The organism is Pseudomonas sp. A-RE-19 (genome assembly GCF_019956555.1).
In the GTDB taxonomy this organism is placed as follows: domain Bacteria; phylum Pseudomonadota; class Gammaproteobacteria; order Pseudomonadales; family Pseudomonadaceae; genus Aquipseudomonas.
In genome coordinates this window covers 26237-52082 of the sequence record NZ_JAHBDQ010000007.1, presented here as the reverse complement: position 1 = coordinate 52082, position 25846 = coordinate 26237, and the positions used below count along the sequence as shown (strand labels likewise).

The window sequence follows — 25846 nt, the reverse complement described above, 5'->3', positions numbered from 1 at the left end:
TTTTTATTTTGAAAAAATTTCAGTGAGGGCCAAAGCATGCCGATACAACCTGGGCTCTACGAACATTACAAAGGTCCGCAGTACCGCGTATTCGCTGTTGCGCGGCATTCGGAAACCGAAGAGGAAGTGGTCTTTTACCAAGCCCTGTATGGCGATTACGGCTTTTGGGTGCGCCCCTTGAGCATGTTCCTGGAGTCGGTCGAGGTTGACGGCGAACAGGTGCCACGCTTTGCTTTGGTGCAAGCCGAACCGAGCGTTTTTCCGCAGCCATAAGGGGGGTGCGCGCAGAACCCTGCGCTTGACCTCACCTTGTAGCCACTATATATAGCGGTGCCGCGTCAGGCGCCAACCGCCTTTCACTTCTAGAATTCAGGAATTTTCTGATCCATGGGCAAATCGCTGGTCATTGTGGAATCCCCGGCTAAGGCCAAGACCATCAACAAGTATCTGGGTAACCAATACGTGGTGAAGTCGAGTATCGGCCATATCCGAGACCTGCCCACCAGCGGTTCGGCTAGCGCCAGCAAAGAGCCTGCCGCCAAGCGCGGCAAGGCCGCCGCAGGTGAAGGTCCGGTGCTCACGCCGAAAGAGAAAGCGCGCAAGCAGCTGGTCTCGCGCATGGGTGTCGATCCCGATCATGGCTGGAAAGCCAAATACGAGATCCTCCCGGGCAAGGAAAAAGTCATCGAAGAGCTGCGCCGGCTCGCCAAAGATGCTGACACCATCTATCTCGCAACCGACTTGGACCGCGAGGGGGAAGCCATTGCCTGGCACCTGCGCGAAGCCATCGGTGGTGACGACAGCCGCTACAAGCGTGTGGTGTTCAACGAAATCACCAAGAAAGCGATCCAGGAAGCCTTCTCCAAACCGGGCGAGCTGGACATCGACCGTGTCAACGCCCAGCAGGCGCGTCGCTTCCTCGATCGCGTGGTGGGTTACATGGTTTCGCCGCTGCTGTGGGCCAAGGTCGCCCGTGGCCTGTCTGCCGGTCGCGTGCAATCGGTTGCCGTGAAGCTGGTGGTCGAGCGTGAGCGCGAAATCCGCGCGTTCAACCCGGAAGAGTACTGGGAAGTCCATGCCGACCTCGGCACCGCCAAGGGCGCGACCGTGCGTTTCGACGTGGCCCGCGAGAAAGGCGAAGCCTTCAAGCCGCTCAACGAAGCCCAGGCCATGGCCGCGCTGGAGAAGCTCAAGGCTTCCAGCTACAGCATCGTCAAGCGCGAAGACAAACCGACCAGCAGCAAGCCGTCGGCACCGTTCATCACCTCCACCCTGCAACAGGCCGCGAGTAACCGCCTGGGCTTCGGTGTGAAGAAAACCATGATGATGGCCCAGCGTCTGTACGAAGCCGGCTACATCACCTATATGCGTACTGACTCCACCAACCTCTCGGCCGATGCCGTGACGATGGCGCGTACTTATATCGAAGGCGAGTTCGGCAAGAAGTACCTGCCGGAAAACCCGAACGTTTACAGCAGCAAGGAAGGCGCACAAGAGGCTCACGAAGCGATTCGTCCGTCTGATGCCAATACCGAGCCAAGCAAGCTGTCGGGCATGGAGCGTGACGCAGAGCGGCTTTACGAGCTGATCTGGCGCCAGTTCCTGGCCTGCCAGATGCTGCCGGCGCAATACCTGTCGACCACGGTCACCGTCGGTGCCGGTGATTTCGAGTTGCGCGCCAAGGGCCGCATCCTGAAGTTCGACGGTTATACTCGGGTCATGCCGCAAATCGCCAAGCCTGGTGATGACGACGTGCTGCCGGACATGGCCCAAGGCGACGCGATGAAGCTGATCAAGCTTGATCCGACCCAGCACTTCACCAAGCCACCGGCGCGTTATTCGGAAGCCAGCCTGGTTAAAGAAATGGAAAAACGCGGCATCGGTCGTCCTTCGACCTACGCCGCGATCATTTCGACCATCCAGGACCGCGGCTACGTGGCGCTGCACAACCGTCGTTTCTACTCGGAAAAGATGGGCGACATCGTCACCGAACGTCTGGCCGAGAGCTTCTCCAATCTCATGGACTACGGCTTCACCGCCGGCATGGAAGAGAACCTCGATGACGTGGCCCAGGGCGAACGCGACTGGAAAAACGTGCTCGACGAGTTCTACGGCGACTTCAAGAAAAAACTCGAAGTAGCCGAAAGTGCTGAAGGCGGCATGCGCGCCAACCAGCCAGTGATGACTGACATTCCGTGCGTGGTGTGTGGTCGTCCGATGCAGATTCGTACGGCCTCGACGGGCGTGTTCCTTGGTTGCTCGGGCTACAGCCTTCCGCCGAAAGAGCGCTGCAAAGCCACCGTCAACCTGGTGCCTGGCGATGAAATCGCTGCGGACGACGAGGGTGAGTCCGAGTCGCTGGTCCTGCGTGGCAAGCATCGCTGCCCGATCTGCAGCACGGCCATGGATGCTTACCTGCTCGACGAGAAGCGCAAACTGCACATCTGCGGTAACAACCCGGATTGCTCTGGCTACGAAATCGAAGAGGGCACCTACCGCATCAAGGGCTACGAAGGCCCGAGTCTGGAATGCGATAAGTGCGGTAGCGAGATGCAGCTCAAGACCGGTCGTTTCGGCAAGTTCTTCGGTTGCACCAACGCGACCTGCAAGAACACCCGCAAGCTGCTGAAAAGCGGTGACGCGGCACCGCCGAAGATGGACCCGGTGAAGATGCCTGAGCTCAAATGCGAAAAGGTCAACGACACCTACATCCTGCGCGACGGTGCTTCCGGCCTGTTCCTGGCGGCCAGCCAGTTCCCGAAAAACCGCGAGACCCGTGCTCCGCTGGTGATGGAAATCGTGCCGCACAAGGATGAGATCGATCCGAAGTACCATTTCCTTTGTGAAGCACCGAAGAAAGACCCGGACGGCCTTCCTTCAGTGATCCGTTACAGTCGCAAGACCAAAGAGCAGTACGTGCAGACTGAGGTCGACGGTAAGCCGACTGGCTGGAAGGCGTACTACGACGGCGGCAAGTGGACGGTTGAAGACAAGCGTCCATCAGCCAAGGCGTAAAAGGCTGTACACAAAAGGCCGCATGACAACCCTCGGGTTTTCATGCGGCCTTTTGTTTTGGGCTTGCGGGAAGCTCAGGTGATCCACGACACTGTCTGACCTGCGTGAAGCAATTATTTTCGTTGTGGAGGCTGCCGTCATGGCCCACGAACTCTATACCCGTACCAACCAGAAGATTTATTTCGCCGGCCTGTCGCTGGAAGCGCTCGCCAAAGCCGAAGAGGGGCGGGCGATGAACTCCCTGGCGCTGATTCAGGCCGGGCGCGAATCGGCGTTGTTTCACCTGTACGGTGCGCTGTTGGGGCTGTGCCATGAAATCGCCGGTTTCTATCGCTTGCCTCAGGCGAATGCGCCGCGGGCAGAGATGCTCTTGACCCGCGAAGTGCTCGAAACCATCGCTATTCCAGAAATGGCCGAGATGGTCGAACTGGCGCAAAACCCTGAAACCTGGCTGGCCAAACTGCTGTCGGCCCATGCCGCACTGTTTCAGCCGCCTCGCGCTCCGCACAAACCCAAGGGCGATGTGACTCAGCCGCTTATTCTTGCCGTTAATCTGGATGAGGAAGAGGCACCTGAGGAGCTGAGCCGGGAAGAGCTGGAGGGCTGGCGCCAGAACCTGAAAAGCTTGGCAATTCGGTTTCGCGAAGGGTTGAACGAGTGCTGAAAGATTAAGTGTTTAAGGGCGAGTTCGGTCAAGGAAGAGTGATGTCAGAAATTTCTTTTCGTGATGGCATTTGGTCAAGATCCCGAGCGAAGCTTGGCCGATGCCTATATAATCCCCGCCTTTCGTGGAGAACAGACCTTTATGCCAACGTCCTTTCTAGAAATTGTCGAGTTACCAGACGGCCGAATCGAGCTGCGCAGGGCTGAGGACGAGGGTTCTCTGGTTACTTTGGATTTCTCCGAGGATGCCAAGGTTTTCCTGCAAGGCCAGCATGTGGAAGTCGCCAAGGCGATGTTGAGCGTCGGCGTTCAGATGGCAGGACGCTTGGTTGAAGGCGAATTTGACAAGGAAGAGGGGCCTCGGGTTCTTCATTGATCCCGCCCGTCGGATTTTGCGGATACCGCTACAGATCGGCTTCTCTATCCCTGGAGAAGCCCCCGCATTGTTCAGTGCGCACGGTGTTCTTCAGTTAGCCCAATCGAATATTCAGACTTTGCGCATCCCCTGTCCGGGCGGCGCTGATTAGCTGTTGCCGCGATGTCGTGCTCAACGGGTTAAGCCAGCTGACGACCGTATGGCTGCGGCCAAGTCGCAAGGCTTCGCAGGTCAACTGCTGAGCACTTTGTGAGCCGCGCGGTTGCAGGAGCAGAATGCGCTCACGGTTCAGGCCGGCATCTCGCAACCAGGCTTGGGTCAGGCTGGCGGGCGGGGCGATCAGTGTCAGCCAGCGTGCATCCTGATCCTGGCTCAGTTCCCTGAGAATGGGTGCCAGAAGATTCAGGCAGTTCCCGGCCGCGCCGCGCAGTGACAGCTCACTGAAGACTTCGGGATCGGCGCTCCAGGGCGATTCGACCACGTCTTTCAGGATCGGCGCCAGCGGCTGCGCCATGAACGCCTCGAACAACGGCAGTTGGGCTTGCTGTGAGGTGTGTGGGAACTGCATAAAGCCTCCTTTAGCGACGAATCACGCCGACACTCAAGCCTTCGATGACCAGTTCCTGATCTTTCAGGTTGACTTCGATAGGGGCGAATTCAGGGTTTTCAGCAATCAACCAGACCTTGCTGCCGTCGCGCTTGAAGCGCTTGACGGTCACTTCGTCGCCGATCCGCGCCACCACGATCTGGCCGTTGCGGGCTTCACGGGTGGTATGGACAGCCAGCAGGTCGCCATCGAAAATGCCGACGTCCTTCATGCTCATGCCATGGACGCGCAGCAAATAATCGGCGCGAGGATGGAAGAACGAAGGGTTGATGTTGCAGGATTCTTCGATGTGCTGTTGAGCAAGAATCGGAGCGCCAGCCGCCACTCGACCGATGATCGGCAAGCTGGACTCGTCAGCCTTGGCTTCGAAACCAGGGATACGAATGCCGCGGGAAGCACCCGGGGTCATCTCGATCGCTCCCTTGCGGGCCAGTGCCTTGAGGTGTTCTTCCGCCGCGTTGGGCGACTTGAAACCCAGTTCCTGAGCGATTTCCGCGCGGGTAGGCGGGTAGCCGTTGTCTTCGAGGCAACGTTTGATGAAGGCCAGAATCTCTGCTTGGCGTGGCGTCAGCTTTAGCATATTGATCGCTCTGTCTTTTTATACAGTGACTGGGATTATATACAGTGAACCGGTCTTGGCAATGCCCCTTTTTTTGCCGGCCGCTGGACGGTCACTCTGCTCGCTGATTGAAGCGCCGCCGATGTGTGGTTAAATACCTGACCGGCCATTCCCAAAACGAACCGTCAGACCTTGACAAGGCCTGGGCTGAAACGTATGTTTCAAACAAGTGTTTGTCAGGCGGAGTAGCCATGGCCCAGTCGGAAACCGTTGAACGCATTCTCGATGCTGCCGAGCAGTTGTTCGCGGAAAAAGGTTTCGCTGAAACCTCATTGCGTCTGATCACCAGCAAGGCCGGTGTCAATCTGGCGGCGGTGAACTATCACTTCGGGTCGAAGAAGGCGCTGATTCAGGCGGTCTTCTCGCGTTTTCTCGGGCCGTTCTGCCTCAGCCTCGATAAAGAGCTGGAGCGCCGTCAGGCCAAGCCCGAAAACAAACCGACCCTTGAAGAGTTGCTGGAGATCCTCGTCGAGCAAGCCCTGGTGGTGCAGCCACGCAGCGGCAATGACCTGTCCATTTTCATGCGTTTGCTGGGGCTGGCCTTCAGTCAGAGCCAAGGGCACTTGCGTCGCTATCTGGAGGACATGTACGGCAAGGTGTTCCGCCGCTACATGATGCTGGTCAACGAGGCCGCTCCGCGCATTCCACCGATCGAATTGTTCTGGCGCGTGCACTTCATGCTCGGTGCCGCAGCGTTCAGCATGTCCGGGATCAAGGCCTTGCGCGCGATTGCCGAGACCGATTTCGGCGTCAATACCTCCATCGAGCAAGTCATGCGTCTGATGGTGCCGTTCCTGGCCGCTGGTATGCGTGCCGAAACCGGTGTCACCGACACTGCGATGGCCACCGCACAATTGCGCCCGCGCAGCAAGTCTGCCCCGGTGGCTGCCAAGGTTTAACCGCACACGGGTGGGCGCGGCAGCTGACATCCGCTAAGCTAGCCGCCCATGCCGACTCTCGTTCTGAACCCGCTCCTCATTGATATCGCCGACCTGCCGGACACAGTCCATGGCGGCGAATTCGTGCGAGCCGCGTTTATCGTAATCAAGGAATCTCTATGACTGCTGGCCTGCAAGGCTCGTTGATGGTGGACGTCGCCGGTACTTGGCTGACGTCTGAAGATCGCCAATTGTTGCGCCAGCCCGAAGTGGGCGGCCTGATCATTTTTGCCCGCAATATCGAACACCCGCGCCAGGTGCGCGAGCTGAGCGCTGCTATCCGCGCCATTCGTCCTGATCTGCTGCTGGCGGTCGATCAAGAGGGCGGTCGGGTTCAGCGGCTACGTCAGGGCTTCGTGCGACTGCCTGCCATGCGCGCCATTGCCGACAACCCGAATGCCGAATACCTGGCCGAGCAATGTGGCTGGATCATGGCGACTGAAGTGCTGGCGGTCGGTCTCGACCTGAGCTTCGCCCCGGTGCTTGACCTGGATTACCAGCGCAGCGCCGTTGTCGGCACCCGTTCGTTCGAAGGCGATCCCGAGCGCGCCGCCTTGCTCGCCGGAGCTTTCATTCGCGGCATGAACAGCGCCGGAATGGCAGCCACAGGCAAGCATTTCCCCGGTCATGGCTGGGCCGAGGCCGATTCCCACGTCGCGATTCCCAACGATGAGCGTAGCCTCGACGAGATCCGCGCCAATGACCTGGTGCCGTTTGCGCGACTGAGCAAACAACTGGCCGCCGTCATGCCGGCCCACGTGATTTATCCACAAGTCGATTCACAACCCGCCGGCTTCTCCCGTCGCTGGTTGCAGGGCATCCTGCGCGGCGAACTGCAGTTCGATGGCGTGATCTTCAGTGACGATCTGTCCATGGCGGGTGCCCATGTGGTTGGCGATGCCGCCAGTCGCATCGAAGCAGCATTGACTGCCGGTTGCGACATGGGCTTGGTGTGCAACGATCGCGCGGCTGCCGAGCTGGCCTTGAGCGCCGCCCAGCGCTTGAAGGTAAAACCTTCGGCGCGTATTGCGCGGATGCGTGGGCAGGCGTATGCCAGCACCGAATACCGTCAAGACCCGCGCTGGCTGACGGCCATTGGCGCGCTCAAAGAAGCTCAATTGATTGATTAGGGATTTTTCGTCATGACGGTTTACGCGATTATCGGTGGCACTGGCCTGACTCAGCTCGAAGGCTTGAGCATTCGTCAGTCATTGGCGGTGGACACGCCCTACGGCGCGCCATCGGCCGAGGTGCAAATCGGTGAGTACGCCGGCAGGGAAGTGCTGTTTCTCGCGCGTCACGGGCACCCACACCGTTTCCCGCCGCATCAGGTGAACTACCGCGCCAACCTGTGGGCGTTGAAGCAGGCCGGTGCCGAAGCGATTCTTGCAGTCAATGCCGTGGGCGGGATTCATGCCGCGATGGGCACCGGACATTTTTGTGTGCCGCATCAATTGATCGACTACACCAGCGGTCGCGAACACACCTATTTCGCCGATGACCTGGAACAGGTGACGCACGTCGACTTCAGCTATCCCTACAGCGAAGCCCTGCGTCAGCAGTTGATCATCGCATTGGCGGCTGAAGGGGGTGGTTACAGTAGCCATGGCGTGTACGCCTGCACCCAGGGCCCGCGTCTGGAAACCGTCGCTGAAATTGCGCGGCTGGAACGTGATGGCTGCGACATCGTTGGCATGACCGGCATGCCGGAAGCCGCGTTGGCGCGAGAGCTGGAACTGGATTACGCCTGTCTGGCGCTGGTGGTGAACCCGGCGGCGGGCAAGTCGACAGCGGTGATCACCATGGCCGAGATCGAGCAGGCATTGCGTGACGGGATGGGCAAGGTGAAGTCGACGTTGGCGCGGGTTTTGAAGGGTTGATAGATCGTTAAACCGAGCCGACCCCATCGCGGGCAAGCCACGCTCCCACAGGTACAGTGATTTCCTGTAGGAGCGAGGCTTGCCCGCGAAGGCGATCTACCTATCGCCGCTACTTATCAATTTTTTCCGGCAACGGCGCAAACAACGCCTCAATGTCATCGCTCTGCAACTTCCAGTCCCCGGTTTTGCGTCCATCCAGCACCCCGGCGGCCAGATCGGATTTTTCCTTCTGCAGATGCTGAATCTTCTCTTCCACCGTGCCCCTGGCAATCATCTTGTAGACGAACACCGGTTTCTCCTGACCAATGCGATACGCACGATCCGTCGCCTGGTTTTCCGTCGCCGGGTTCCACCAGGGATCGTAGTGAATCACCGTATCCGCTTCGGTGAGGTTCAGTCCTACGCCGCCGGCTTTCAGGCTGATCAGAAAGATCTGACGCTTGCCGCTCTGAAACTCCTTCACCGGTGTGCGTCGGTCGCGGGTCTGTCCGGTCAGGATCGCATACGCCACGCCGCGTTTTTTCAGCTCGTCCTCGATCAGTGACAGCATTGAGGTGAACTGCGAAAACAGCAGAATCCGCCGACCTTCCTCGAACAACTCTTCCAGCATTTCCATCAGGCTATCGAGCTTGCCGGAGGTGCTGCCGCGCGCGGGCAGGGCGGCATCGTTGACCAGGCGCAAATCGCAGCACACCTGACGCAGCTTCAGCAGTGCCTCAAGAATGATGATCTGGCTGCGCGCCACGCCCTTGCGGGTGATTTCGTCGCGGACTTTCTTGTCCATGGCCAGACGCATGGTTTCGTACACGTCGCGCTGGGCTTCGTTGAGTTCGACCCAATGGATGATCTCGGTTTTCGGCGGCAGTTCGGTAGCCACCTGTTCCTTGGTCCTGCGCAGCAGGAACGGTTTGATTCGACCGTTCAGGTGCTGAAGCCTGACTTCGCTGGCGCGCTTTTCAATCGGTACGCGGTAATCGCGGTTGAAGCTTTTCACGTCGCCGAGCCAGCCGGGCAGCAGGAAGTGGAACAGCGACCACAACTCACCCAAGTGGTTTTCCAGCGGCGTGCCGCTCAGGCACAGGCGTTGGCGAGCATTCAGCTCGCGGGCCGCATGGGCGGCTTTGCTGTTGGGGTTCTTGATGTACTGCGCTTCATCCAGCACCAGTACGTGCAACGGCTGTGCAGCCAGGCGTTCGACGTCCTTGGGCAGCAGTGCATAGGTGGTCAGAATCAGGTCGTAATCGGCCAGGTTCTCGAAATGTTTTTTGCGACTGGCACCGTACAGCGCGAGCACTTTGAGCTGCGGCGTGAAATGCGCTGCTTCGTCGAGCCAGTTGGGGATCAGGCTGGTGGGCATGACCACCATGCACGGCCGATCGAGGCGCCCGGCGTTTTTCTCGCTGAGAATGTGCGCCAGTGTCTGTAGGGTTTTGCCCAGCCCCATGTCGTCCGCGAGTATCCCGCCGACTTCCAGTTGCCGCAACGACTGCATCCAGCTCAGGCCTTCCAGCTGATACGGGCGCAAAATGGCATTCAACCCTTCGGGGGCCACCGCGGTATGGTCCTTGATGTCGCGCAGGCGCTGGGCCAAGGTGCGGATCTGCTCGCCACCTTCCCAGAGCAGCGGCAGGCCTTCCAGCGGATTCAGTCGTGTGGCGTCGGCCTTGCTCAGGCGCAGCGTGGTTTCGCCGGGCTCTTGCAGATAAAACTCACCGAGGGTGGCCAATACCGGTTTCAAGCGGCCGAAGGGCAGGGCGACCTGCAGCGGGCCTTGGTCGGTGCTGCGGCGTTGCGGAATGTTCACCAGGATCAGTTCGTCGTCGCGACGTCGTGCGAGGCGTTCCGGGTTGAGGATCTCGGTGTGAGAGCGCATCAGGTTCAACAGGATCGGCAGCAGGCTGAGCCGTTCGCCGTTGACGATGATCCCCAGTTCCAGATCGAACCAGTCGCGCTCCGGTGCCTGCTCGACAGTGGCATACCAATCGTCCACGGGGGTGAGGTCGAAACCGAAATCCTCGTCGATCTGCAACTCCCAACCCTGGGTGCGCAACTTCGGCAATTCGTTGAGGGTGAAGGTCAGCCAGGCGCTGTCATTGACCATCTCGTAGAGTTCGCCGGCACTTTCCGGCAAGGCCTTGCTTTGTCGGGTGGCGACTTTGAAGCCGAGGATTCGCAACTGTTCCCTGTAGGCCTGTTCGACTTCCGGGTGACGTTTTATCCGCAACGTCTGCGTCTCCTGACGAATCAGGATGTCAGCGTTCTTTTGTCCGCTGACGTATTCGTCCAGGTAACTGAAGGACAGCGCCGCGCGATGCTGGATGTAGCGCTGCATCTTGCCGTTGCGCGGTTCGAAGGCGCTGAACTCGATGCTCGCCAGCCACAGGCGCGGCACTGGTTGCACGTTGTCCACCAACACTTGCGGCGGCGCTTTCGGGCTACGGTTTTCCAGTACGGCTTGCAGTTTTTCCAGTAGCTCAGCGTCTTTTGCGGCCGCCGGGTACGCGAGGGTTTCCTGCACTTGCAGCAGCACCGCCGCGCAATGTTTGCAGTTGCTGCGGACCGGGCAAGAGCAGGTGGCGTCGATCATCAGCAAGGTGCCTTTGGCCGACTCACGCAGACGAATGGTCTGACGGTAAACGTTACCGCCAGAGCCTTCGCAACTGGCGATGATGGTGGCGTCGCCGACTTCGACAAACCTGACACGATTTTCCAGCGCGTAGCGGCGGCCACGCTCCAGGCTCTGTTCCTTGAATCGGCTGACCCAGGATGTTGCCAGGGGTTTGCTCAGGGTCGGGGGCATCAATCAGTCCGGAATTTCATCGGGGACTGGCCGAGGCGCAGGGGCGGTCAGCGAAGTGATCTTGATCAGCAGGCCCAGGTGGCCGTTATCGAGGAAGTTCAGCAAGCCGTTCTTGGTATGGCTTTCCTGCTTCAGGCGTTCGCTGGCGGTGACCAGGCCATTGGCATCAATCTGGTTGACCCAAAAGTCGGCGTCGACATCGGTGAAGCGCCCCAGTTTCAGGTTCAGCGTGCCCTCGATCGGGAATTGGCCAAATTGTTCCTTGCCCTCGCTGATCGCAACTTTGCTGGCTGCTTCGCCCAGGTTCTGCTGCCAGGCCTTGTGCAGCAACACTGTGTATTCATTGCTGGCGGTGAGCTTTTGCACTTCAGCATTCAGGCTCGGCGTGCGAAAACTGTCCGGGTTGATGCGTTGGGCGCCAGCAGCCCAGTCTTCTGGCGCTGCGCGGCTGACGATGGCGGGCACAGCGTTTTGCCGTACCAGAATCATTTCAACCTGATACAGGTCATCGGCAAATGCCGTCGAGGCGAGCAGTGACATCAACAGCGTCATCAACAAGGTCAGTGAGCGAAACAGGCGCATGCGGCGTCCTTCAAGCAGTGGTCGGAATGAGGCGCTCGAACAGCGCCTCTACAGTATTAAAGCGTTCTTCCGGGCGCTCCATTGGCACCAGGAATTTGAACATTGTCGCGCCTTCGAATTTGTAGCGTTTGGGCTGGCTCTGGATCAGTTTGATCAGTGTCAGCGGGTCGACCGGTGTCTGTGCCGCGAACTCGATACGACCGCCTTGCGGGCCGCCGTCGACTTTTTTGATGCCGAGCTGTTCGGCTTGCAATTTCAGCGCCGTGATCCGCACCAGATTCTTGGTCGGCTCCGGCAGCAGGCCGAAACGGTCGATCATCTCCACTTGCAGGTCCTTGAGACCTTCCTCGTCGGTGGCCGAGGCAATGCGTTTATAGAGAATCAGTCGAGCGTGAACGTCTGGCAGATAGTCCTCTGGAATCAGTGCCGGTACACGCAGATTGACTTCCGGACCGCCACCCAGCGGTTGGTCGAGGTTCGGTTGTTCGCCCTTGCGGATCGACTTTACCGCGCGCTCGAGCATTTCCATGTACAGCGTGAAACCGACGGCCTGGATTTGGCCGCTCTGCCCATCGCCCAACAGTTCACCGGCACCACGGATTTCCAGGTCGTTGGTCGCGAGCACGAAGCCCGCGCCGAGGTCCTGGGTATTGGCGATCGCTTCGAGGCGCTTTTCCGCGTCGGGAGTGATTTGCTGGCGCGGCGGTGTCAGCAGGTAGGCATAGGCCTGGTGGTGGCTGCGGCCGACCCGGCCACGCAACTGGTGCAACTGCGCCAGACCGAACTTGTCGGCGCGTTCGATGATGATGGTGTTGGCGCTCGGCACGTCGATGCCGGTCTCGATGATGGTCGAGGCGATCAGCACGTTGAAGCGCTTGTGGTAGAAGTCGCTCATCACTTGTTCGAGATCGCGTTCACGCATCTGCCCGTGGCCGATACCGATCCGCGCTTCCGGCACCAGTTCGGCGAGGTCGGCGGCGCATTTCTCGATGGTCTTTACATCGTTGTGCAAGTAGTAGACCTGACCGCCACGCAGCAACTCACGCAGCAGGGCTTCTTTGACCGTGCTCTTGTTCTGCTCCATGACGAAGGTGCGCACCGACAGACGACGGGCCGGCGGCGTGGCGATGATCGACAGGTCGCGCATGCCCGACACTGCCATGTTCAGCGTGCGCGGAATCGGCGTGGCAGTCAGCGTCAGAATGTCGACTTCACTGCGCAGCGCCTTGAGCTGTTCTTTCTGGCGGACACCGAAACGGTGCTCTTCGTCGATGATCACCAGCCCGAGGTTTTTGATTTTGACGTCGTCTTGCAGCAGCTTGTGCGTGCCGATGACGATGTCGATCTTGCCTTCGGCCAGGTCCGCGACCGCGGCGTTCACTTCCTTGGCCGATTTGAAGCGGCTCATCACTTCCACGGTCACGGGCCAGTCGGCGAAGCGGTCGCGAAAGCTGTTGTAGTGCTGCTGGGCGAGCAGGGTGGTCGGCACCAGAATCGCCACCTGACGGCCGCCATGCACCGCGATGAACGCCGCGCGCATCGCCACTTCGGTCTTGCCGAAACCGACGTCGCCGCAGACCAGTCGATCCATCGGTTTCGGCGCGAGCATGTCGGCGCGCACCGCTTCGATGGTGGTTTGCTGGTCCGGGGTTTCTTCGAACGGGAAACCGGCACTGAAGGTTGCGTAATCGGCTTTCGGGTCGGCGAAGGCATAACCCTCGCGAGCGGCGCGACGGGCATAAATGTCGAGCAACTCGGCGGCCACATCGCGCACCTGTTCGGCAGCCTTGCGTTTGGCTTTCTGCCAGGTCTCGGAGCCGAGGCGGTGCAGCGGCGCCAGGGCGTCGTCGCTGCCAGTGTAACGGGCGATCAGGTGCAGGTTGGCTACCGGGACGTACAGCTTGGCGTTCTCGGCATATTCAAGGGTCAGGAACTCGGCGGCCTGGTTGTCGATTTCGAGAATCGTCAGCCCCAGATAGCGGCCGACACCATGATCGATGTGCACCACCGGCGCGCCTTCGCGCAGTTCGGTGAGGTTCTTGATCACTGCATCGTTATTGGCATCGGTGCGTTTTTCGCGACGACGGCGCTGCATCACGCGCTGGCCGAACAACGGGCTTTCGGCTACCAGGGCCAAGGCCGGGTCGTCCAGCACCAGGCCTTCGTCGAGCGGTGCGATGGTGATCGCCAGGCGCTCCTTGCTCCCGACAAAGTCCGGCCAGCTGTCGACGGTTTTCGGCCGCAACTTCAAGCGTTCAAGCAGTTCCAGCAGCACTTCACGACGACCTGCGGACTCGGCGGTAAACAGCACGCGACCGGGGAATTCGTCGAGGAAACCGGCCAGCGCCGCTAATGGCTGGGTGGCCTTGGCTTCGATCGCCAGGTTCGGCAGTTCCCGAGCGAGAAAGCGCTCGCGGCCGACGCCGGTTTCCACGTCCTGTTGACTGGCGACTACACGTGGCCAGTTCTTCAGGCGAGCAAAGCAATCTTCCACCGGCAAGAACAACTCGGACGGTGGCAATAAAGGACGGGATGGATCGACGCGACGTTCTTCGTAACGATTGCGCACGTCGTTCCAGAAATTCTCTGCCGCCTGTTCGATGCCCGGTAAAGAGAACACTTGCGTGTCCTGGGGCAGATAGTCGAACAGGGTGGAGGTTTCGTCGAAGAACAGCGGCAAGTAGTACTCGATACCCGCCGGTGTAATCCCGCTGCTCAAGTCTTGAAAGATCGGGCAACGACGGAAGTCGACGTCGAAACGCTCGCGAAAGCGCGCCTTGAAACGGGTGACCGCGTCCTTTTGCAGCGGAAATTCCCGCGCCGGCAGCAGGCGAACGGTGTCCACCTTGTCGATGGAGCGCTGGTTTTCCGGATCGAAGGTGCGCAGGGTCTCGATTTCGTCATCGAACAGGTCGATGCGGAAGGGCAGTTTGCTGCCCATCGGGAACAGATCGATCAGCGAGCCGCGCACGGTGAATTCGCCGTGCTCATAGACGGTATCGACGTAACGATAGCCACTGGCTTCAAGCCGGCTGCGCATTTGCTCGACATCGAGCTTCTGGCCGACGTCCAGCACCAGGCTGCTGCCGAGCAGGAACTTGGTCGGCGCCAGGCGATGCAAAGCCGTGGTGATCGGCACGACCAGAACGCCATGAGCCAGTTCCGGCAACCGATACAGGCTGGCGATACGCTGGGAGATGATGTCCTGGTGTGGCGAGAACAGGTCGTAGGGCAGGGTTTCCCAGTCGGGGAAATGCAGAACAGGCAAATCCGGGGCGAAGAAACTCAGCTCCTGTTCCAGCCGTTCGGCACTCTGGCTGTCGGCGGTCAGTAGCAGGGTAAAGCGCTTGGCAGCGCTGGCGGCCTCGGCGATGGCCAGGCTCAGGGCGGCACCGGGCAGGTTGCCCCAGTGCTGTTTACCTGCCGCGGCAGGGAGAAGCGGTAGACGCAGAACGGGCACGGAAGGTTGAGCTCCAAGCGTTGCGACAAAGTCGACAATTGTAACGGCCTCAGGTGCCGGCTGTCAGTTGCAGACTGTGTCTATGTACACAGGTTGGGCAAAATGTAGTGGTTATGACAAAAAATGGCGGTTTATTACTGAATATGTAGTGCCGAAACGGCTCAGTGTTACGGAGGGTTACGGACACGGTAGCGTTATCGTCGAAAAATTGACTGTGCTGGAAGCCCCGGTTTTACTGGGCTGGAGCGGGGCGTGATTTTTTTGAACGGAATTTTGTTACCGCCAGTGCGACAGGTGCGCATTGCTAGGGGAGGGACTCGGCGGCATAATGTAGCCCCTTTTTTCTGTCCCTACATGTGGAAGGTTCCCGTGACTCAGAAGCCCGACCAGTGTCTTGGTGAATGGATCGACCGTGAAGCACTCGCAGAAGCGATGATTCCGCTTATCGGTCAGCTCTACCGCAATAACAGCGTGGTGAGCTCGATCTATGGCCGCAGTCTGATCAATCGTTCAGTCATCGCGATTCTCAAAGCTCACCGCTTTGCTCGCCATCGCCAGTCCGATGACAGTGAATTGTCCGTCCACGAAACATTCCCGCTGCTCAAAGCAATGAGCGAGCTCAAGCTCGGCGCCGCTTCGGTAGACCTGGGCAAGATGGCCGTCAAGTTCAAGGCCGAAGGCAATGGCCGTACCGCCGAAGAGTTCGTCCGCGACGAACTGGCCGATGTGGTCGGCAAGCAAAATGGTTCCGGCCGTAAAGGCACCGACGTTGTGTTGTACGGCTTCGGTCGTATCGGCCGTCTGCTGGCGCGCATCCTGATTGAAAAAACCGGTGGTGGCGACGGCCTGCGTCTGCGCGCCATCGTTGTCCGCAAGGGCGCCGAGAACGATCTGGTCAAGCGTGCCAGCCTGTTGCGTCGTGACTCGGTACATGGTCCGTTCGACGGCACCATCACCATTGATGAAGCCAACAACACCATCACCGCCAACGGCAACCTGATCCAGGTTATCTACGCGAAGAATCCGACCGAAGTGGACTACACCCAGTACGGCATCAAAGATGCGCTGCTGGTGGACAACACCGGTGTATGGCGTGACGCCGACGGCCTGGGCCAGCATCTGTCCTGCCCGGGTATCGACCGCGTTGTTCTGACCGCGCCTGGCAAAGGCAAGCTGAAGAACATCGTTCACGGCATCAACCACGGTGAAATCACCGCTGACGACAAGATCGTGTCCGCCGCTTCCTGCACCACCAACGCCATCGTGCCGGTGCTGAAGGCTGTGAATGACAAGTTCGGCATCATCAATGGTCACGTCGAAACCGTTCACTCGTACACCAACGACCAGAACCTGATCGACAACTTCCACAAAGGCGATCGTCGTGGCCGTAGCGCCGCGCTGAACATGGTCATCACCGAGACCGGTGCTGCCACCGCTGCCGCCAAGGCGCTGCCTGAACTGGCCGGCAAGCTGACCGGTAACGCGATCCGTGTTCCGACGCCGAACGTGTCGATGGCCATTCTCAACCTGAACCTTGAGAAAGCCGCCACCCGTGAAGAGATGAACGAGTACCTGCGCTACATGGCGCTGCACTCCGATCTGCACAAGCAAATCGACTACGTCAATTCGCAGGAAGTGGTTTCCACCGACTTCGTTGGCTCGCGCCACGCAGGCGTTGTGGACGCTGAAGCGACCATCGTTCAGGACAACCGCGTTGTTCTGTACGTCTGGTATGACAACGAGTTCGGTTACAGCTGCCAGGTAGTCCGCGTGATGGAAGACATGGCCGGTGTAAACCCGCCAGCGTTCCCGCGCTAAGCCTTAGCCGCACATGAAAACGCCCCGACTTTGGTCGGGGCGTTTTTGTTTGTGCAGTTTGGTCAGTTGCAGGTGTGTTGAATGTGCAGGCCTCTTCGCGGGCAAGCCTCGCTCCTACAGGTCGCACACAACCTGTGGGAGCGGGCTTGCTCGCGAAGGCGATGGATCAGGCGCCGCCGATTACAGCAGCTTGCGCTGTCCGCAACTCATGCCGGTTACCACGGAACAGCACCAGCGTCGCAATCAACCCCAATACCGCCGCGCCACTGAGCCAGATCCCCGGTGCCGCCTTGTTGTCCAGCACATGGATCAGATACGTACAGGCCGCCGGTGTGAAACCACCAAAGGTCGCGGTCGCCAGGCTGTAGGCAAGGGAGAAACCTGTCGTGCGAACTTCCACCGGCATGATCTCGGTCAGGGCCACCACCATGGCGCCGTTGTACGAGCCATACAGGAACGACAGCCACAACTCGACGATCAGCAGATGGCTGAAGCTCGGGTTCGCTACCAGCCATGACAGCGCTGGATAAGCCGTGAGGATCGCCAGAATCGTCGCCGCCAACAGCAGGGGTTTGCGCCCGATTCTGTCAGACACGGAACCCATCACCGGCAGCCAGAAGAAGTTCGACAGACCAATACACACCGTCACCAGCAACGCATCCAGATCTGACAGATGCAGTTCGGCTTTGCCGAAGGTCGGGGTGTAGGCGGTGATCAGGTAGAACGACACCGTGGTCATCACCACCAACGCCATGCCGGCGAGGACGATGCCGAAGTTCTGACCAATCGAGCGGATAATCTCTTGCAGGGTAGGGCGGTGCTTACGCGCCTGGAATTCCGGGGTTTCTTCCAGTGAGCGGCGGATCACGAAGATCGCCGGCACGATCATGCAGCCGATCAGGAACGGCACGCGCCAGCCCCATTCACCCATTTGTTCCGGGCTGAGCCAATGGTTCAGACCCACGCCGAGCAGGCCAGCGAAGACCACTGCGGCTTGCTGACTGGCGGACTGCCAACTGACGAAGAAGCCTTTGCGGCCGGGTGTGGAGATCTCGGCGAGGTACACCGACACGCCGCCCAGTTCCACGCCTGCCGAGAAGCCTTGCAACAGGCGACCGAACAATACGATCAGCGGCGCTGCGACACCCAGCGTCGCGTAACCCGGCACGCAGGCAATTAAAATTGTGCCGGCGGCCATCATTGCCAGTGTGATGATCAGGCCTTTGCGGCGGCCGTGACGGTCGATGTAAGCCCCGAGGAAAATCGCCCCCAGTGGACGCATCAGGAAGCCGGCCCCGAAAGTGGCCAAAGACAGCATCAGGGAGGCGAAAGCGCTGTCGGCAGGGAAGAAGGTTTTAGCGATGGCCGTGGCGTAAAAGCCGTAGACCATGAAGTCGAACATCTCCAGGAAGTTTCCGCTGACGACGCGAAAAATTGCTTTGCCGTTGCTCGTATTGGAAGACATGTGCAGGTACTCACGCTGGTAGATCTTGTTTGAAAACGCAGCACCTGTGGGAGCGAGCCTGCTCGCGATGGCGTGGGGTCAATCAGCATTGATGTTGGCTGACACACCGCTATCGCGAGCAGGCTCGCTCCCACAGGTTTTTGCGTTTGACTGACGGGCGCTGGCAGACCTCGCTCTCATGCGCTCTGAGGTCCATAATGGCGGGCGCGGTTTTGAGGGGAGATGAAGAATTGTTAACTGGACGGTGGAGTGGACTTGTGGTGCTGCTCGGCGTTTTGTCCGGTTGTGGCAACGGCGACAGCCTGGAACGCTTCGACGGCCCGACCATGGGCAGTCGCTATTCCATCCAATACGTCAGACATTCCTCCACGCCCGGGCCGAAAGCGGTGCAGGCCGAAGTGGAAAATATCCTCGCCGAAGTGGATCGACAATTCTCGACCTATCGCAGTGACTCCGACATCGAACGCTTCAACGCACTGCCGGCCGGTCGCTGTCAGGTCATGCCTGGCCCTGTGCTCGAATTGATCCGTGTGGGCGAGCAGTTGTCATCCCAAAGTGAAGGCTCCTTCGACCTGACGGTGGAACCGCTGCTCAACCTTTGGGGGTTTGGCCCGCAGGCGCGTGAGGAAAAAGTCCCGAGCGCCGAAGCGCTCGCCCAGGTGCAGCAACGTGTCGGCTACACCCACTTGCGTATCGACGGCGATCAGTTGTGCAAGGACGCCGCAGTCGAGGTCGATTTCAATAGCATCGCTGCCGGCTACGCGGTCGACACGATTGCCGCAAGACTCGAAGCGCTGGGTATTCACAGTTATCTCGCTGAAGCCACCGGCGAACTCAAGGCCTCCGGGAAAAAACTCGACGGCTCACCTTGGCGCATCGCCCTGGAAGAGCCCCGGGACGATCAGCAAGTCGCGCAAAAAATCATCGCTGTCGACGGCTACGGCGTGTCCACCTCTGGCGACTACCGCAATTATTTTCAGCAGGACGGCCGGCGATATTCCCACACCTTCGATGCCCGTACCGGAGCACCGGTCCTACACACCCTGGCGTCCGTCACGGTCATTCATCCTTCTGCGTTAATGGCCGATGGCCTATCGACGCTGTTGCTGATTCTGGGACCTGAACGGGGTTGGGACTATGCCGAAACCCATGACATTGGTGCATTCTTTGTGATTCGTGCCGATACAGGTTTCGTTACACGTACCAATCACGCTTTTGAACGCCTGGCGGGTGAGAAAACCAAGTGATTGCGGCATCAAAAGCATTTTTCGATGGCGTTGTAGTGCAGGCAAAACTAGCCTACGACGCGACCAAGGGTTAATGTGCGCGGCGTTGACGCTTCTATAGACTGTGTCCGGGTTCTGCACTGGCCCCAAATTGTTCCTTCACGCCGCAAATCGGCGTGATTTAGCCGCAGGTGCCGAGGGCGCCGCGGCCTGTTCTGAGGAGTATGCATGGCTGTCTACAACTACGACGTGGTGGTGTTGGGTTCCGGCCCGGCGGGAGAAGGCGCGGCAATGAATGCCGCCAAAGCAGGGCGCAAGGTGGCGATGGTCGATAGTCGTCGCCAGGTCGGCGGCAACTGCACCCACCTGGGTACCATCCCGTCCAAGGCCTTGCGTCACTCGGTCCGGCAGATCATGCAGTTCAACACCAACCCGATGTTCCGGGCCATTGGTGAGCCGCGCTGGTTTTCCTTCCCGGACGTTTTGAAAAGCGCCGAAAAAGTCATCTCCAAACAAGTCGCCTCGCGCACCGGCTACTACGCCCGTAACCGCGTCGACGTGTTCTTCGGCACCGGCAGTTTCGCCGACGAGCAAACCATCGAAGTGGTCTGCGCCAACGGCGTGGTCGAAAAACTGGTGGCCAAGCACATCATCATCGCCACCGGCTCGCGCCCATATCGCCCGGCAGACATCGATTTCCATCACCCGCGTATCTACGATAGCGACACCATCCTCAGCCTCGGCCACACCCCGCGCAAACTCATCGTTTACGGCGCTGGCGTGATCGGTTGCGAATATGCCTCGATCTTCAGTGGTCTGGGTGTGCTGGTTGAGTTGGTCGATAACCGCGGTCAGTTGCTGAGCTTCCTCGACTCGGAAATTTCCCAGGCCCTGAGTTACCACTTCAGCAACAACAACATCACGGTTCGCCACAACGAAGACTACGACCGCGTCGAAGGCGTGGACAACGGTGTGATCCTGCACCTGAAGTCTGGCAAGAAGATCAAGGCCGACGCCTTGCTCTGGTGCAACGGTCGTACCGGCAACACCGACGCGCTCGGTCTGGAAAACATCGGCGTGAAGGTCAACAGTCGTGGCCAGATCGAAGTCGACGAAAACTACCGCACCTGTGTGCCGAATATTTATGGCGCCGGTGACGTGATCGGCTGGCCGAGCCTGGCCAGTGCCGCCCACGACCAGGGTCGTTCGGCCGCTGGCAGCATTGTCGACAATGGCAGCTGGCGCTTCGTCAACGACGTGCCAACCGGCATCTACACCATTCCGGAGATCAGCTCGATCGGCAAGAACGAGCAGGAGCTGACTCAGGCCAAGGTGCCGTACGAAGTGGGCAAGGCGTTCTTCAAGGGCATGGCGCGTGCGCAGATCGCGGGCGAGCCGCAAGGCATGCTGAAGATCCTGTTCCACCGCGATACGCTGGAAGTACTGGGCGTTCACTGCTTCGGTTATCAGGCGTCGGAGATCGTGCACATCGGTCAGGCGATCATGAACCAGCCGGGCGAACAGAACACCCTGAAGTATTTCGTCAACACGACGTTCAACTACCCGACCATGGCAGAAGCTTATCGGGTAGCGGCGTACGATGGCCTCAACCGGCTTTTTTGAGCGGCTCCGGCCGGTGGCCTGAGCCGGCCGGGGAGACCGATTTCAGCAATTCTCGAGCGTGGCGATGGCCAAACCGGGAAAGTCTGTAATCAGGCTGTCAACGCCGAAGTCGGCGAGTCTGCGCATCAGCGCGGGCTCGTTGACTGTCCATACCGACACATGCAGCCCCTGACGCTGCGCCTTCTGCAGGCGTTCCGGCGTACACAGGGTCCAGTTCAGCGCCAGAATCTCGCAGCCATAGTTTTGCGCGACCTTCAGCGGGTCGAGCCAGGCGTACTCGGCCACCAAACCGCGAGACACGTCCGGCACCAGGTCCAGCGCGGCTTTCAACACTTCGCGTGAGCTCGACGTAATCGTGATCTTGTCCCGTATGCCGAAACGCTGAGCCATTTCACGAATCGCCAGCACGGTGGTCGCGGCACGGGTGCGTGAAGCGCTTTTGACTTCCAGTTGCCAGTGCTCGAAATCACATTTCTCGAACAGTTCTTCCAGCGTTGGAATCGGGCAGGGTTTGATCCAGCCCGGGCCACCCTTGCGCGCGTCGTAAGTCACCAGTTCAGCGGCGGTATGCTCGACGACTTTGCCGCGACGGTCGGTGGTGCGTTTGAGGGTCGGGTCGTGGATCACCATCAACTCGCCGTCCTTGGACAGGTGAAGGTCCAGTTCACAGCGCCGTACGCCGTGCTTGAGGCATTCCTGAAAACTGGTCAGGGTATTTTCCGGTGCTTCGCCCTTGGCGCCGCGATGGCCGTAGATGAGGGTCACGGTTTTTCCTTAAATTAAATGCCTGATTCGTTTTGTTCGCGGGCCAGGCGTCGTTCTTGTGCCTGTCGCTGCAAGATGTAACGGGCCAGCAACTGCCGCTGGGCATCGGACAGGTATTCAAACTCGGTGCCGATGGCATAGCCGTCGCCCTTGCGGTCGCAATGGGTGACGCGGGCCCGCAACAGCAGGCCAAGGGCTTGCGGCATCAGCACCAGTTTGACCGACAGGTGCGCGCCGGTGGCGAGAGGCGTCGGATGCTGAAAGTCGATGCCTCCTTCGGAGATGATCACCGGCTGCGGCTCGCCGATCTGTCCGAGCACGGTCAGGGCGACCACCTGGCTCAGCAAATCGATGCGTTTGTTCTGGGATTTCAGGAACGCGGCGATGTTTCGGTCGCGTTCGCTGATCTGGCGCAGCAGGTGTTGCGACTCGAATTCGCTCAGGTGCAGTTCGCTGAGCAGGTTGAACAGAGGGGAAGCATCCTGCAACACTTCCTGGCCTGCGGCTTCGGGAGCAGACAGGGGCCGAATTTCCAGTGCGATCGTGTCCTCGATACGGTAGTATTCGCGGCGATCTTCTTCATCTAATGTCGACATGGCGAACCCATGGTAGCGGCGGTGGTCTGAGTGTAAAGCTGGTTATCGACCCCCGCCACAAGGACGTTCCTTTTCCCTCCGAACAAGCCCCGACATGTTCAGACCTCTCTTCGTATTTATTGGCACGCGTTATACCCGTGCAAAGCGTCGCAATCATTTTGTGTCGTTCATTTCCCTGACCTCGATGATCGGACTCGCCCTCGGCGTGGTCGTGATGATTGTCGTGCTGTCGGTCATGAACGGCTTCGATCATGAGATGCGCACCCGTGTGCTGGGCATGGTGCCCCACGCGACCATCGAGTCCGGTGAGCCGATCAGCGACTGGCAAAGCCTGGCCGCCAAGGTCAAGCAGAACCCGCAGGTGACGGCGGTTGCGCCCTTCGTCCAGATGCAGGGCCTGCTGACCAACAACGGCAAGGTCTCCAAGGTGCTGCTCAATGCCATCGATCCTGTGCAGGAACGGCAGGTGTCGATCATTGATAACTTCATGCAGCAGGGCAAACTCGACGACCTCGCGCCCGGCAGTTTCGGCATCGTCATCGGTGACAAGGCGGCGGCCAAGCTCGGCGCGGCGGTTGGCGACAAGCTGACGTTTGTCGCGCCGGAAGTCACTGTGACCCCGGCCGGGATGTTCCCGCGCATGAAACGCTTTACCGTGGTCGGCATCTTCCATGTCGGCGCCGGTGAGCTGGACGGTTATCTGGGCATCACCAATCTGCAGGATCTGGCGAAGCTGCATCGCTGGAAGCCGGATCAGGTGCAGGGCATCCGCCTGAAGTTCGACGATCTGTTCCAGGCACCACGCGTGGCGTGGACCATTGCCCAGCAGCTTGGCGAAGACAAGTATTACGCCCGCGACTGGACCCGCACCCATGGCAATCTGTATCAGGCGATCCGCATGGAAAAAGCCATGATCGGCCTGCTGCTGTTGCTGATCGTCGCCGTGGCGGCGTTCAACATCATTTCCACGCTGGTGATGGTGGTGAACGACAAGAAGGGCGACATCGCGATTCTGCGCACCCTCGGCTCCACGCCGGGGCAGATCATGGCGATCTTCATGGTTCAGGGCACGGTCATTGGTGTGGTCGGTACGCTGATCGGCGCCGTGGTCGGGATCTTCGCCGCACTGAACGTCAGTGCCGCGATCTCGGCTCTTGAAGGGCTGATCGGCCACAAGTTCCTGAACGCCGACGTGTATTTCATCGATTACCTGCCGTCGCAAGTGCAGAGCCAGGACGTGTTGATGGTCTGCGCCGCCGCGTTGGTCCTGAGTTTCCTCGCCACCCTGTATCCAGCCTGGCGTGCTGCGCGCACCCAGCCTGCGGAGGCGCTACGTTATGAGTGAGTCGGGCATGAGTGATAAAGCAATCTTGAGCTGCCGCAACCTGGGCAAATCCTACGTGGAAGGCCCGGAATCGGTAGAGGTTCTGGCCGGTCTGCAACTGGAGCTGCATCCGGGCGAGCGCGTGGCAATTGTCGGTACGTCGGGTTCGGGCAAAAGTACCTTGCTCAACCTGCTGGGCGGCCTTGATACGCCGACCAAGGGCAGTGTCTGGCTGGCCGGTGAAGAACTGTCGGCGTTGAACGAAAAGGCCCGTGGCCTGCTGCGCAATCGGTCGCTGGGTTTCGTTTACCAGTTCCACCATTTGCTGCCTGAGTTCACCGCGCTGGAAAACGTCTGCATGCCGCTGCTGATCGGTAAAACCGCGATCCCGGAGGCGCGTCAGCGTGCGACGGCCTTGCTGGAGCGGGTAGGGCTGGGTCATCGTCTGGAGCACAAGCCGGCGGAATTGTCCGGTGGCGAACGCCAGCGTGTGGCCATCGCCCGTGCCCTGGTGAACAAGCCAGGCCTGGTGATGCTCGACGAGCCGACCGGCAACCTCGACTCCCACACTGCCCAGGGCATTCAGGATTTGATGCTGGAACTCAGCACCTCGATGCGCACGGCGTTCCTGGTGGTGACCCACGACATGAACCTGGCTCGCCAGATGGATCGCGTCCTGCATTTGCAGGAAGGTTACCTGACACCCATCTGATTGGCCGAAACCTGGCGCACTGAACAGTGCGTCGGGTCTTTTATTTTTATACGGTGCCCCAGCGAATGTTCAGACCGTTATCGATCTTTATCGGCATGCGCTATACCCGCGCCAAGCGCCGCAATCGCTTTGTTTCCTTCATCTCGATGACCTCGATGATCGGCCTCGCCCTGGGCGTGCTGGCGATGATCGTAGTGCTGTCGGTGATGAACGGCTTCCAGCGCGAAATGAGCTCGCGCATCCTTGGCATGGTGCCCCACGCGACCATCGTCGGTGTGAATCCTATCGACGATTGGCAGCCGGTGGCCGCCGCAGCGATGAAAAATCCTGAAGTCACCGCCGCCGTGCCGTTTACCGAGATGGAAGGCATGCTGTCCTACAAGGGCTCGATGCAGCCGATCCAGGTCAGCGGTGTCGACCCGGCGCTGGAAGGCAAGGTCTCGATCGTTGCCAAGCACATTGTTCAGGGGCGTCTCGATGCCTTGAAGCCGGGTGAGTTTGGCGTGGTGGTCGGTGAGATCACCGCGCGGCGTTTCCGCTTGAACGTCGGCGACAAGATCACCCTGATTGTGCCGGAAGTCAGCTCTGCACCGGGCGGCATCACCCCGCGCATGCAGCGGCTGAACGTGGTGGGCGTGTTCAAGGTCGGCGCCGAGCTGGACGGCTCGATGGCGCTGATCCACGTCGCCGATGCCGCGCAGATGCAGCACTGGCAGCCGAATCAGGTGCAGAGCGTGCGTCTGGCGGTGAAAGATCTGTACGCCGCGCCGCAAGTGTCGAGCGACATCGCGACGGGCCTGGGTGCCGCGTACAAGGCTGACGACTGGACCCACACCCAAGGCAGTCTGTTCAGCGCGATGAAAATGGAAAAAACCATGATCGGCCTGCTGTTGCTGATGATCGTCGCCGTGGCGGCGTTCAACATCATCGCCACTCTGATCATGGTGGTGAACGATAAGGGCGCGGACATCGCGATCCTGCGCACCATCGGCGCGACGCCTCGGCAGATCATGGCGATCTTCATGGTGCAGGGTACGGTGATCGGGATTGTCGGCACCTTGATCGGCGGCGTGCTGGGCGTGATCGCGGCGTTGAACGTCAGTGAGCTGGTGGGCTGGATGGAGCGGGTCAGTGGGCAGCATATCTTCAGTTCTGACGTGTATTTCGTCAGTAACCTGCCGTCTGAACTGCAGGGTGGGGATGTGTTGTTGATTTGTTCCGCCGGTTTCATCATGAGCTTTTTGGCGACGGTGTATCCGGCGTGGCGGGCGGCGAAAGTCGAGCCGGCTACTGCGTTGCGGTATTCGTAACCTTTTACACCGCCATCGCGAGCAGGCTCGCTCCCACATTTTCCGAGTCGACTCAGGTCCAATGTGG

The 25846-nt window shown here is 59.6% G+C and carries 21 protein-coding genes; 13 read left to right on the top strand and 8 right to left on the bottom strand.

Annotation, left to right across the window (positions count from 1 at the left end; genetic code table 11):
* The first annotated feature begins 36 nt into the window (after nt 1-36).
* The 4 genes from KGB14_RS05630 (at nt 37) to KGB14_RS05615 (ending at nt 4054) form a co-directional block, all read left to right on the top strand.
* Nucleotides 37-273: a DUF1653 domain-containing protein gene (locus KGB14_RS05630; protein WP_007907781.1), complete on the top strand. Its 237-nt coding sequence runs from the start codon at nt 37-39 to the stop codon at nt 271-273.
* Between the two features lie 114 nt (nt 274-387).
* The gene (topA, locus tag KGB14_RS05625) at nt 388-3015 is read left to right on the top strand and encodes a type I DNA topoisomerase (RefSeq protein ID WP_223484500.1); all 2628 of its coding nucleotides are present in this window, start codon (nt 388-390) and stop codon (nt 3013-3015) included.
* Nucleotides 3016-3154: 139 nt separating this feature from the next.
* On the top strand, nt 3155-3679 hold the full coding sequence (locus KGB14_RS05620; protein WP_223484498.1) for a DUF6586 family protein: 525 nt from the start codon (nt 3155-3157) through the stop codon (nt 3677-3679).
* Nucleotides 3680-3820: 141 nt separating this feature from the next.
* Nucleotides 3821-4054 carry a hypothetical protein gene (locus KGB14_RS05615; protein WP_007907774.1) on the top strand — a complete coding sequence of 78 codons (234 nt, stop codon included), beginning with the start codon at nt 3821-3823 and terminating at the stop codon, nt 4052-4054.
* 94 nt (nt 4055-4148) lie between these two features.
* Here KGB14_RS05615 and sulA read toward each other — a convergent pair whose 3' ends face one another.
* Entirely contained in the window at nt 4149-4622 is a 474-nt protein-coding gene (gene sulA / locus KGB14_RS05610) for an SOS-induced cell division inhibitor SulA (protein ID WP_223484496.1), read from the bottom strand.
* Between the two features lie 10 nt (nt 4623-4632).
* A complete protein-coding gene (lexA, locus tag KGB14_RS05605; RefSeq protein WP_007907770.1) occupies nt 4633-5241 on the bottom strand; it encodes a transcriptional repressor LexA in 609 nt (202 codons plus the stop codon).
* Nucleotides 5242-5471: 230 nt separating this feature from the next.
* Here lexA and KGB14_RS05600 point away from each other — a divergent pair, with 230 nt between their 5' ends.
* From KGB14_RS05600 to KGB14_RS05590, 3 genes are all read left to right on the top strand, one after another.
* Nucleotides 5472-6179: a TetR/AcrR family transcriptional regulator gene (locus KGB14_RS05600; protein WP_007907768.1), complete on the top strand. Its 708-nt coding sequence runs from the start codon at nt 5472-5474 to the stop codon at nt 6177-6179.
* Between the two features lie 158 nt (nt 6180-6337).
* Nucleotides 6338-7348, top strand: coding sequence for a beta-N-acetylhexosaminidase (gene nagZ, locus KGB14_RS05595; protein WP_223484494.1), 1011 nt, complete (start codon nt 6338-6340; stop codon nt 7346-7348).
* Nucleotides 7349-7360: 12 nt separating this feature from the next.
* A complete protein-coding gene (locus tag KGB14_RS05590) occupies nt 7361-8098 on the top strand; it encodes an S-methyl-5'-thioinosine phosphorylase (protein ID WP_223484492.1) in 738 nt (245 codons plus the stop codon).
* A gap of 109 nt (nt 8099-8207) precedes the next feature.
* On the opposite strand, the gene KGB14_RS05585 is transcribed toward KGB14_RS05590, so the two are convergent.
* The 3 genes from KGB14_RS05585 to mfd are packed head-to-tail and all read right to left on the bottom strand — an operon-like array spanning nt 8208 to nt 14940.
* A complete protein-coding gene (locus KGB14_RS05585) occupies nt 8208-10898 on the bottom strand; it encodes a DEAD/DEAH box helicase (protein ID WP_223484490.1) in 2691 nt (896 codons plus the stop codon).
* 3 nt (nt 10899-10901) lie between these two features.
* A complete protein-coding gene (locus tag KGB14_RS05580; protein WP_223484488.1) occupies nt 10902-11480 on the bottom strand; it encodes a CsiV family protein in 579 nt (192 codons plus the stop codon).
* Nucleotides 11481-11490: 10 nt separating this feature from the next.
* On the bottom strand, nt 11491-14940 hold the full coding sequence (gene mfd / locus KGB14_RS05575) for a transcription-repair coupling factor (RefSeq protein WP_223484486.1): 3450 nt from the start codon (nt 14938-14940) through the stop codon (nt 11491-11493).
* Nucleotides 14941-15294: 354 nt separating this feature from the next.
* Here mfd and KGB14_RS05570 point away from each other — a divergent pair, with 354 nt between their 5' ends.
* Nucleotides 15295-16758 (top strand): glyceraldehyde-3-phosphate dehydrogenase, encoded by a 1464-nt coding sequence (locus KGB14_RS05570; RefSeq protein ID WP_223484483.1) that lies wholly within the window; start codon nt 15295-15297, stop codon nt 16756-16758.
* A 166-nt stretch (nt 16759-16924) separates the two neighbouring features.
* On the opposite strand, the gene KGB14_RS05565 is transcribed toward KGB14_RS05570, so the two are convergent.
* Nucleotides 16925-18223 (bottom strand): MFS transporter, encoded by a 1299-nt coding sequence (locus KGB14_RS05565; protein WP_223484481.1) that lies wholly within the window; start codon nt 18221-18223, stop codon nt 16925-16927.
* A 197-nt stretch (nt 18224-18420) separates the two neighbouring features.
* Here KGB14_RS05565 and KGB14_RS05560 point away from each other — a divergent pair, with 197 nt between their 5' ends.
* The gene (locus KGB14_RS05560; RefSeq protein ID WP_263294530.1) at nt 18421-19470 is read left to right on the top strand and encodes an FAD:protein FMN transferase; all 1050 of its coding nucleotides are present in this window, start codon (nt 18421-18423) and stop codon (nt 19468-19470) included.
* A gap of 207 nt (nt 19471-19677) precedes the next feature.
* Nucleotides 19678-21072 carry a Si-specific NAD(P)(+) transhydrogenase gene (gene sthA / locus KGB14_RS05555; protein ID WP_105346766.1) on the top strand — a complete coding sequence of 465 codons (1395 nt, stop codon included), beginning with the start codon at nt 19678-19680 and terminating at the stop codon, nt 21070-21072.
* Between the two features lie 42 nt (nt 21073-21114).
* Here sthA and KGB14_RS05550 read toward each other — a convergent pair whose 3' ends face one another.
* Nucleotides 21115-21837, bottom strand: coding sequence for a glycerophosphodiester phosphodiesterase (locus KGB14_RS05550; protein ID WP_223484478.1), 723 nt, complete (start codon nt 21835-21837; stop codon nt 21115-21117).
* A 14-nt stretch (nt 21838-21851) separates the two neighbouring features.
* The gene (locus KGB14_RS05545; RefSeq protein WP_223484475.1) at nt 21852-22433 is read right to left on the bottom strand and encodes a PilZ domain-containing protein; all 582 of its coding nucleotides are present in this window, start codon (nt 22431-22433) and stop codon (nt 21852-21854) included.
* A 94-nt stretch (nt 22434-22527) separates the two neighbouring features.
* On the opposite strand from KGB14_RS05545, the gene KGB14_RS05540 reads away from it, so the two are divergent.
* From KGB14_RS05540 to KGB14_RS05530, 3 genes are all read left to right on the top strand, one after another.
* On the top strand, nt 22528-23778 hold the full coding sequence (locus tag KGB14_RS05540) for a lipoprotein-releasing ABC transporter permease subunit (protein ID WP_223484472.1): 1251 nt from the start codon (nt 22528-22530) through the stop codon (nt 23776-23778).
* 7 nt (nt 23779-23785) lie between these two features.
* Nucleotides 23786-24469, top strand: coding sequence for a lipoprotein-releasing ABC transporter ATP-binding protein LolD (gene lolD, locus KGB14_RS05535; protein WP_020700644.1), 684 nt, complete (start codon nt 23786-23788; stop codon nt 24467-24469).
* Nucleotides 24470-24534: 65 nt separating this feature from the next.
* Nucleotides 24535-25779 (top strand): lipoprotein-releasing ABC transporter permease subunit, encoded by a 1245-nt coding sequence (locus tag KGB14_RS05530; RefSeq protein WP_223484467.1) that lies wholly within the window; start codon nt 24535-24537, stop codon nt 25777-25779.
* Nucleotides 25780-25846: the final 67 nt, after the last annotated feature.

What these genes read in the sequence shown, in the direction of transcription:
- KGB14_RS05630 (WP_007907781.1), top strand. Translation starts at nt 37, where the DNA reads ATGCCGATACAACCTGGGCTCTACGAACATTACAAAGGTCCGCAGTAC.
- topA (WP_223484500.1), top strand. Translation starts at nt 388, where the DNA reads ATGGGCAAATCGCTGGTCATTGTGGAATCCCCGGCTAAGGCCAAGACC.
- KGB14_RS05620 (WP_223484498.1), top strand. Translation starts at nt 3,155, where the DNA reads ATGGCCCACGAACTCTATACCCGTACCAACCAGAAGATTTATTTCGCC.
- KGB14_RS05615 (WP_007907774.1), top strand. Translation starts at nt 3,821, where the DNA reads ATGCCAACGTCCTTTCTAGAAATTGTCGAGTTACCAGACGGCCGAATC.
- sulA (WP_223484496.1), bottom strand. Translation starts at nt 4,622, where the DNA reads ATGCAGTTCCCACACACCTCACAGCAAGCCCAACTGCCGTTGTTCGAG.
- lexA (WP_007907770.1), bottom strand. Translation starts at nt 5,241, where the DNA reads ATGCTAAAGCTGACGCCACGCCAAGCAGAGATTCTGGCCTTCATCAAA.
- KGB14_RS05600 (WP_007907768.1), top strand. Translation starts at nt 5,472, where the DNA reads ATGGCCCAGTCGGAAACCGTTGAACGCATTCTCGATGCTGCCGAGCAG.
- nagZ (WP_223484494.1), top strand. Translation starts at nt 6,338, where the DNA reads ATGACTGCTGGCCTGCAAGGCTCGTTGATGGTGGACGTCGCCGGTACT.
- KGB14_RS05590 (WP_223484492.1), top strand. Translation starts at nt 7,361, where the DNA reads ATGACGGTTTACGCGATTATCGGTGGCACTGGCCTGACTCAGCTCGAA.
- KGB14_RS05585 (WP_223484490.1), bottom strand. Translation starts at nt 10,898, where the DNA reads ATGCCCCCGACCCTGAGCAAACCCCTGGCAACATCCTGGGTCAGCCGA.
- KGB14_RS05580 (WP_223484488.1), bottom strand. Translation starts at nt 11,480, where the DNA reads ATGCGCCTGTTTCGCTCACTGACCTTGTTGATGACGCTGTTGATGTCA.
- KGB14_RS05570 (WP_223484483.1), top strand. Translation starts at nt 15,295, where the DNA reads ATGTGGAAGGTTCCCGTGACTCAGAAGCCCGACCAGTGTCTTGGTGAA.
- KGB14_RS05565 (WP_223484481.1), bottom strand. Translation starts at nt 18,223, where the DNA reads ATGTCTTCCAATACGAGCAACGGCAAAGCAATTTTTCGCGTCGTCAGC.
- KGB14_RS05560 (WP_263294530.1), top strand. Translation starts at nt 18,421, where the DNA reads ATGGCGGGCGCGGTTTTGAGGGGAGATGAAGAATTGTTAACTGGACGG.
- sthA (WP_105346766.1), top strand. Translation starts at nt 19,678, where the DNA reads ATGGCTGTCTACAACTACGACGTGGTGGTGTTGGGTTCCGGCCCGGCG.
- KGB14_RS05545 (WP_223484475.1), bottom strand. Translation starts at nt 22,433, where the DNA reads ATGTCGACATTAGATGAAGAAGATCGCCGCGAATACTACCGTATCGAG.
- KGB14_RS05540 (WP_223484472.1), top strand. Translation starts at nt 22,528, where the DNA reads ATGTTCAGACCTCTCTTCGTATTTATTGGCACGCGTTATACCCGTGCA.
- lolD (WP_020700644.1), top strand. Translation starts at nt 23,786, where the DNA reads ATGAGTGATAAAGCAATCTTGAGCTGCCGCAACCTGGGCAAATCCTAC.
- KGB14_RS05530 (WP_223484467.1), top strand. Translation starts at nt 24,535, where the DNA reads ATGTTCAGACCGTTATCGATCTTTATCGGCATGCGCTATACCCGCGCC.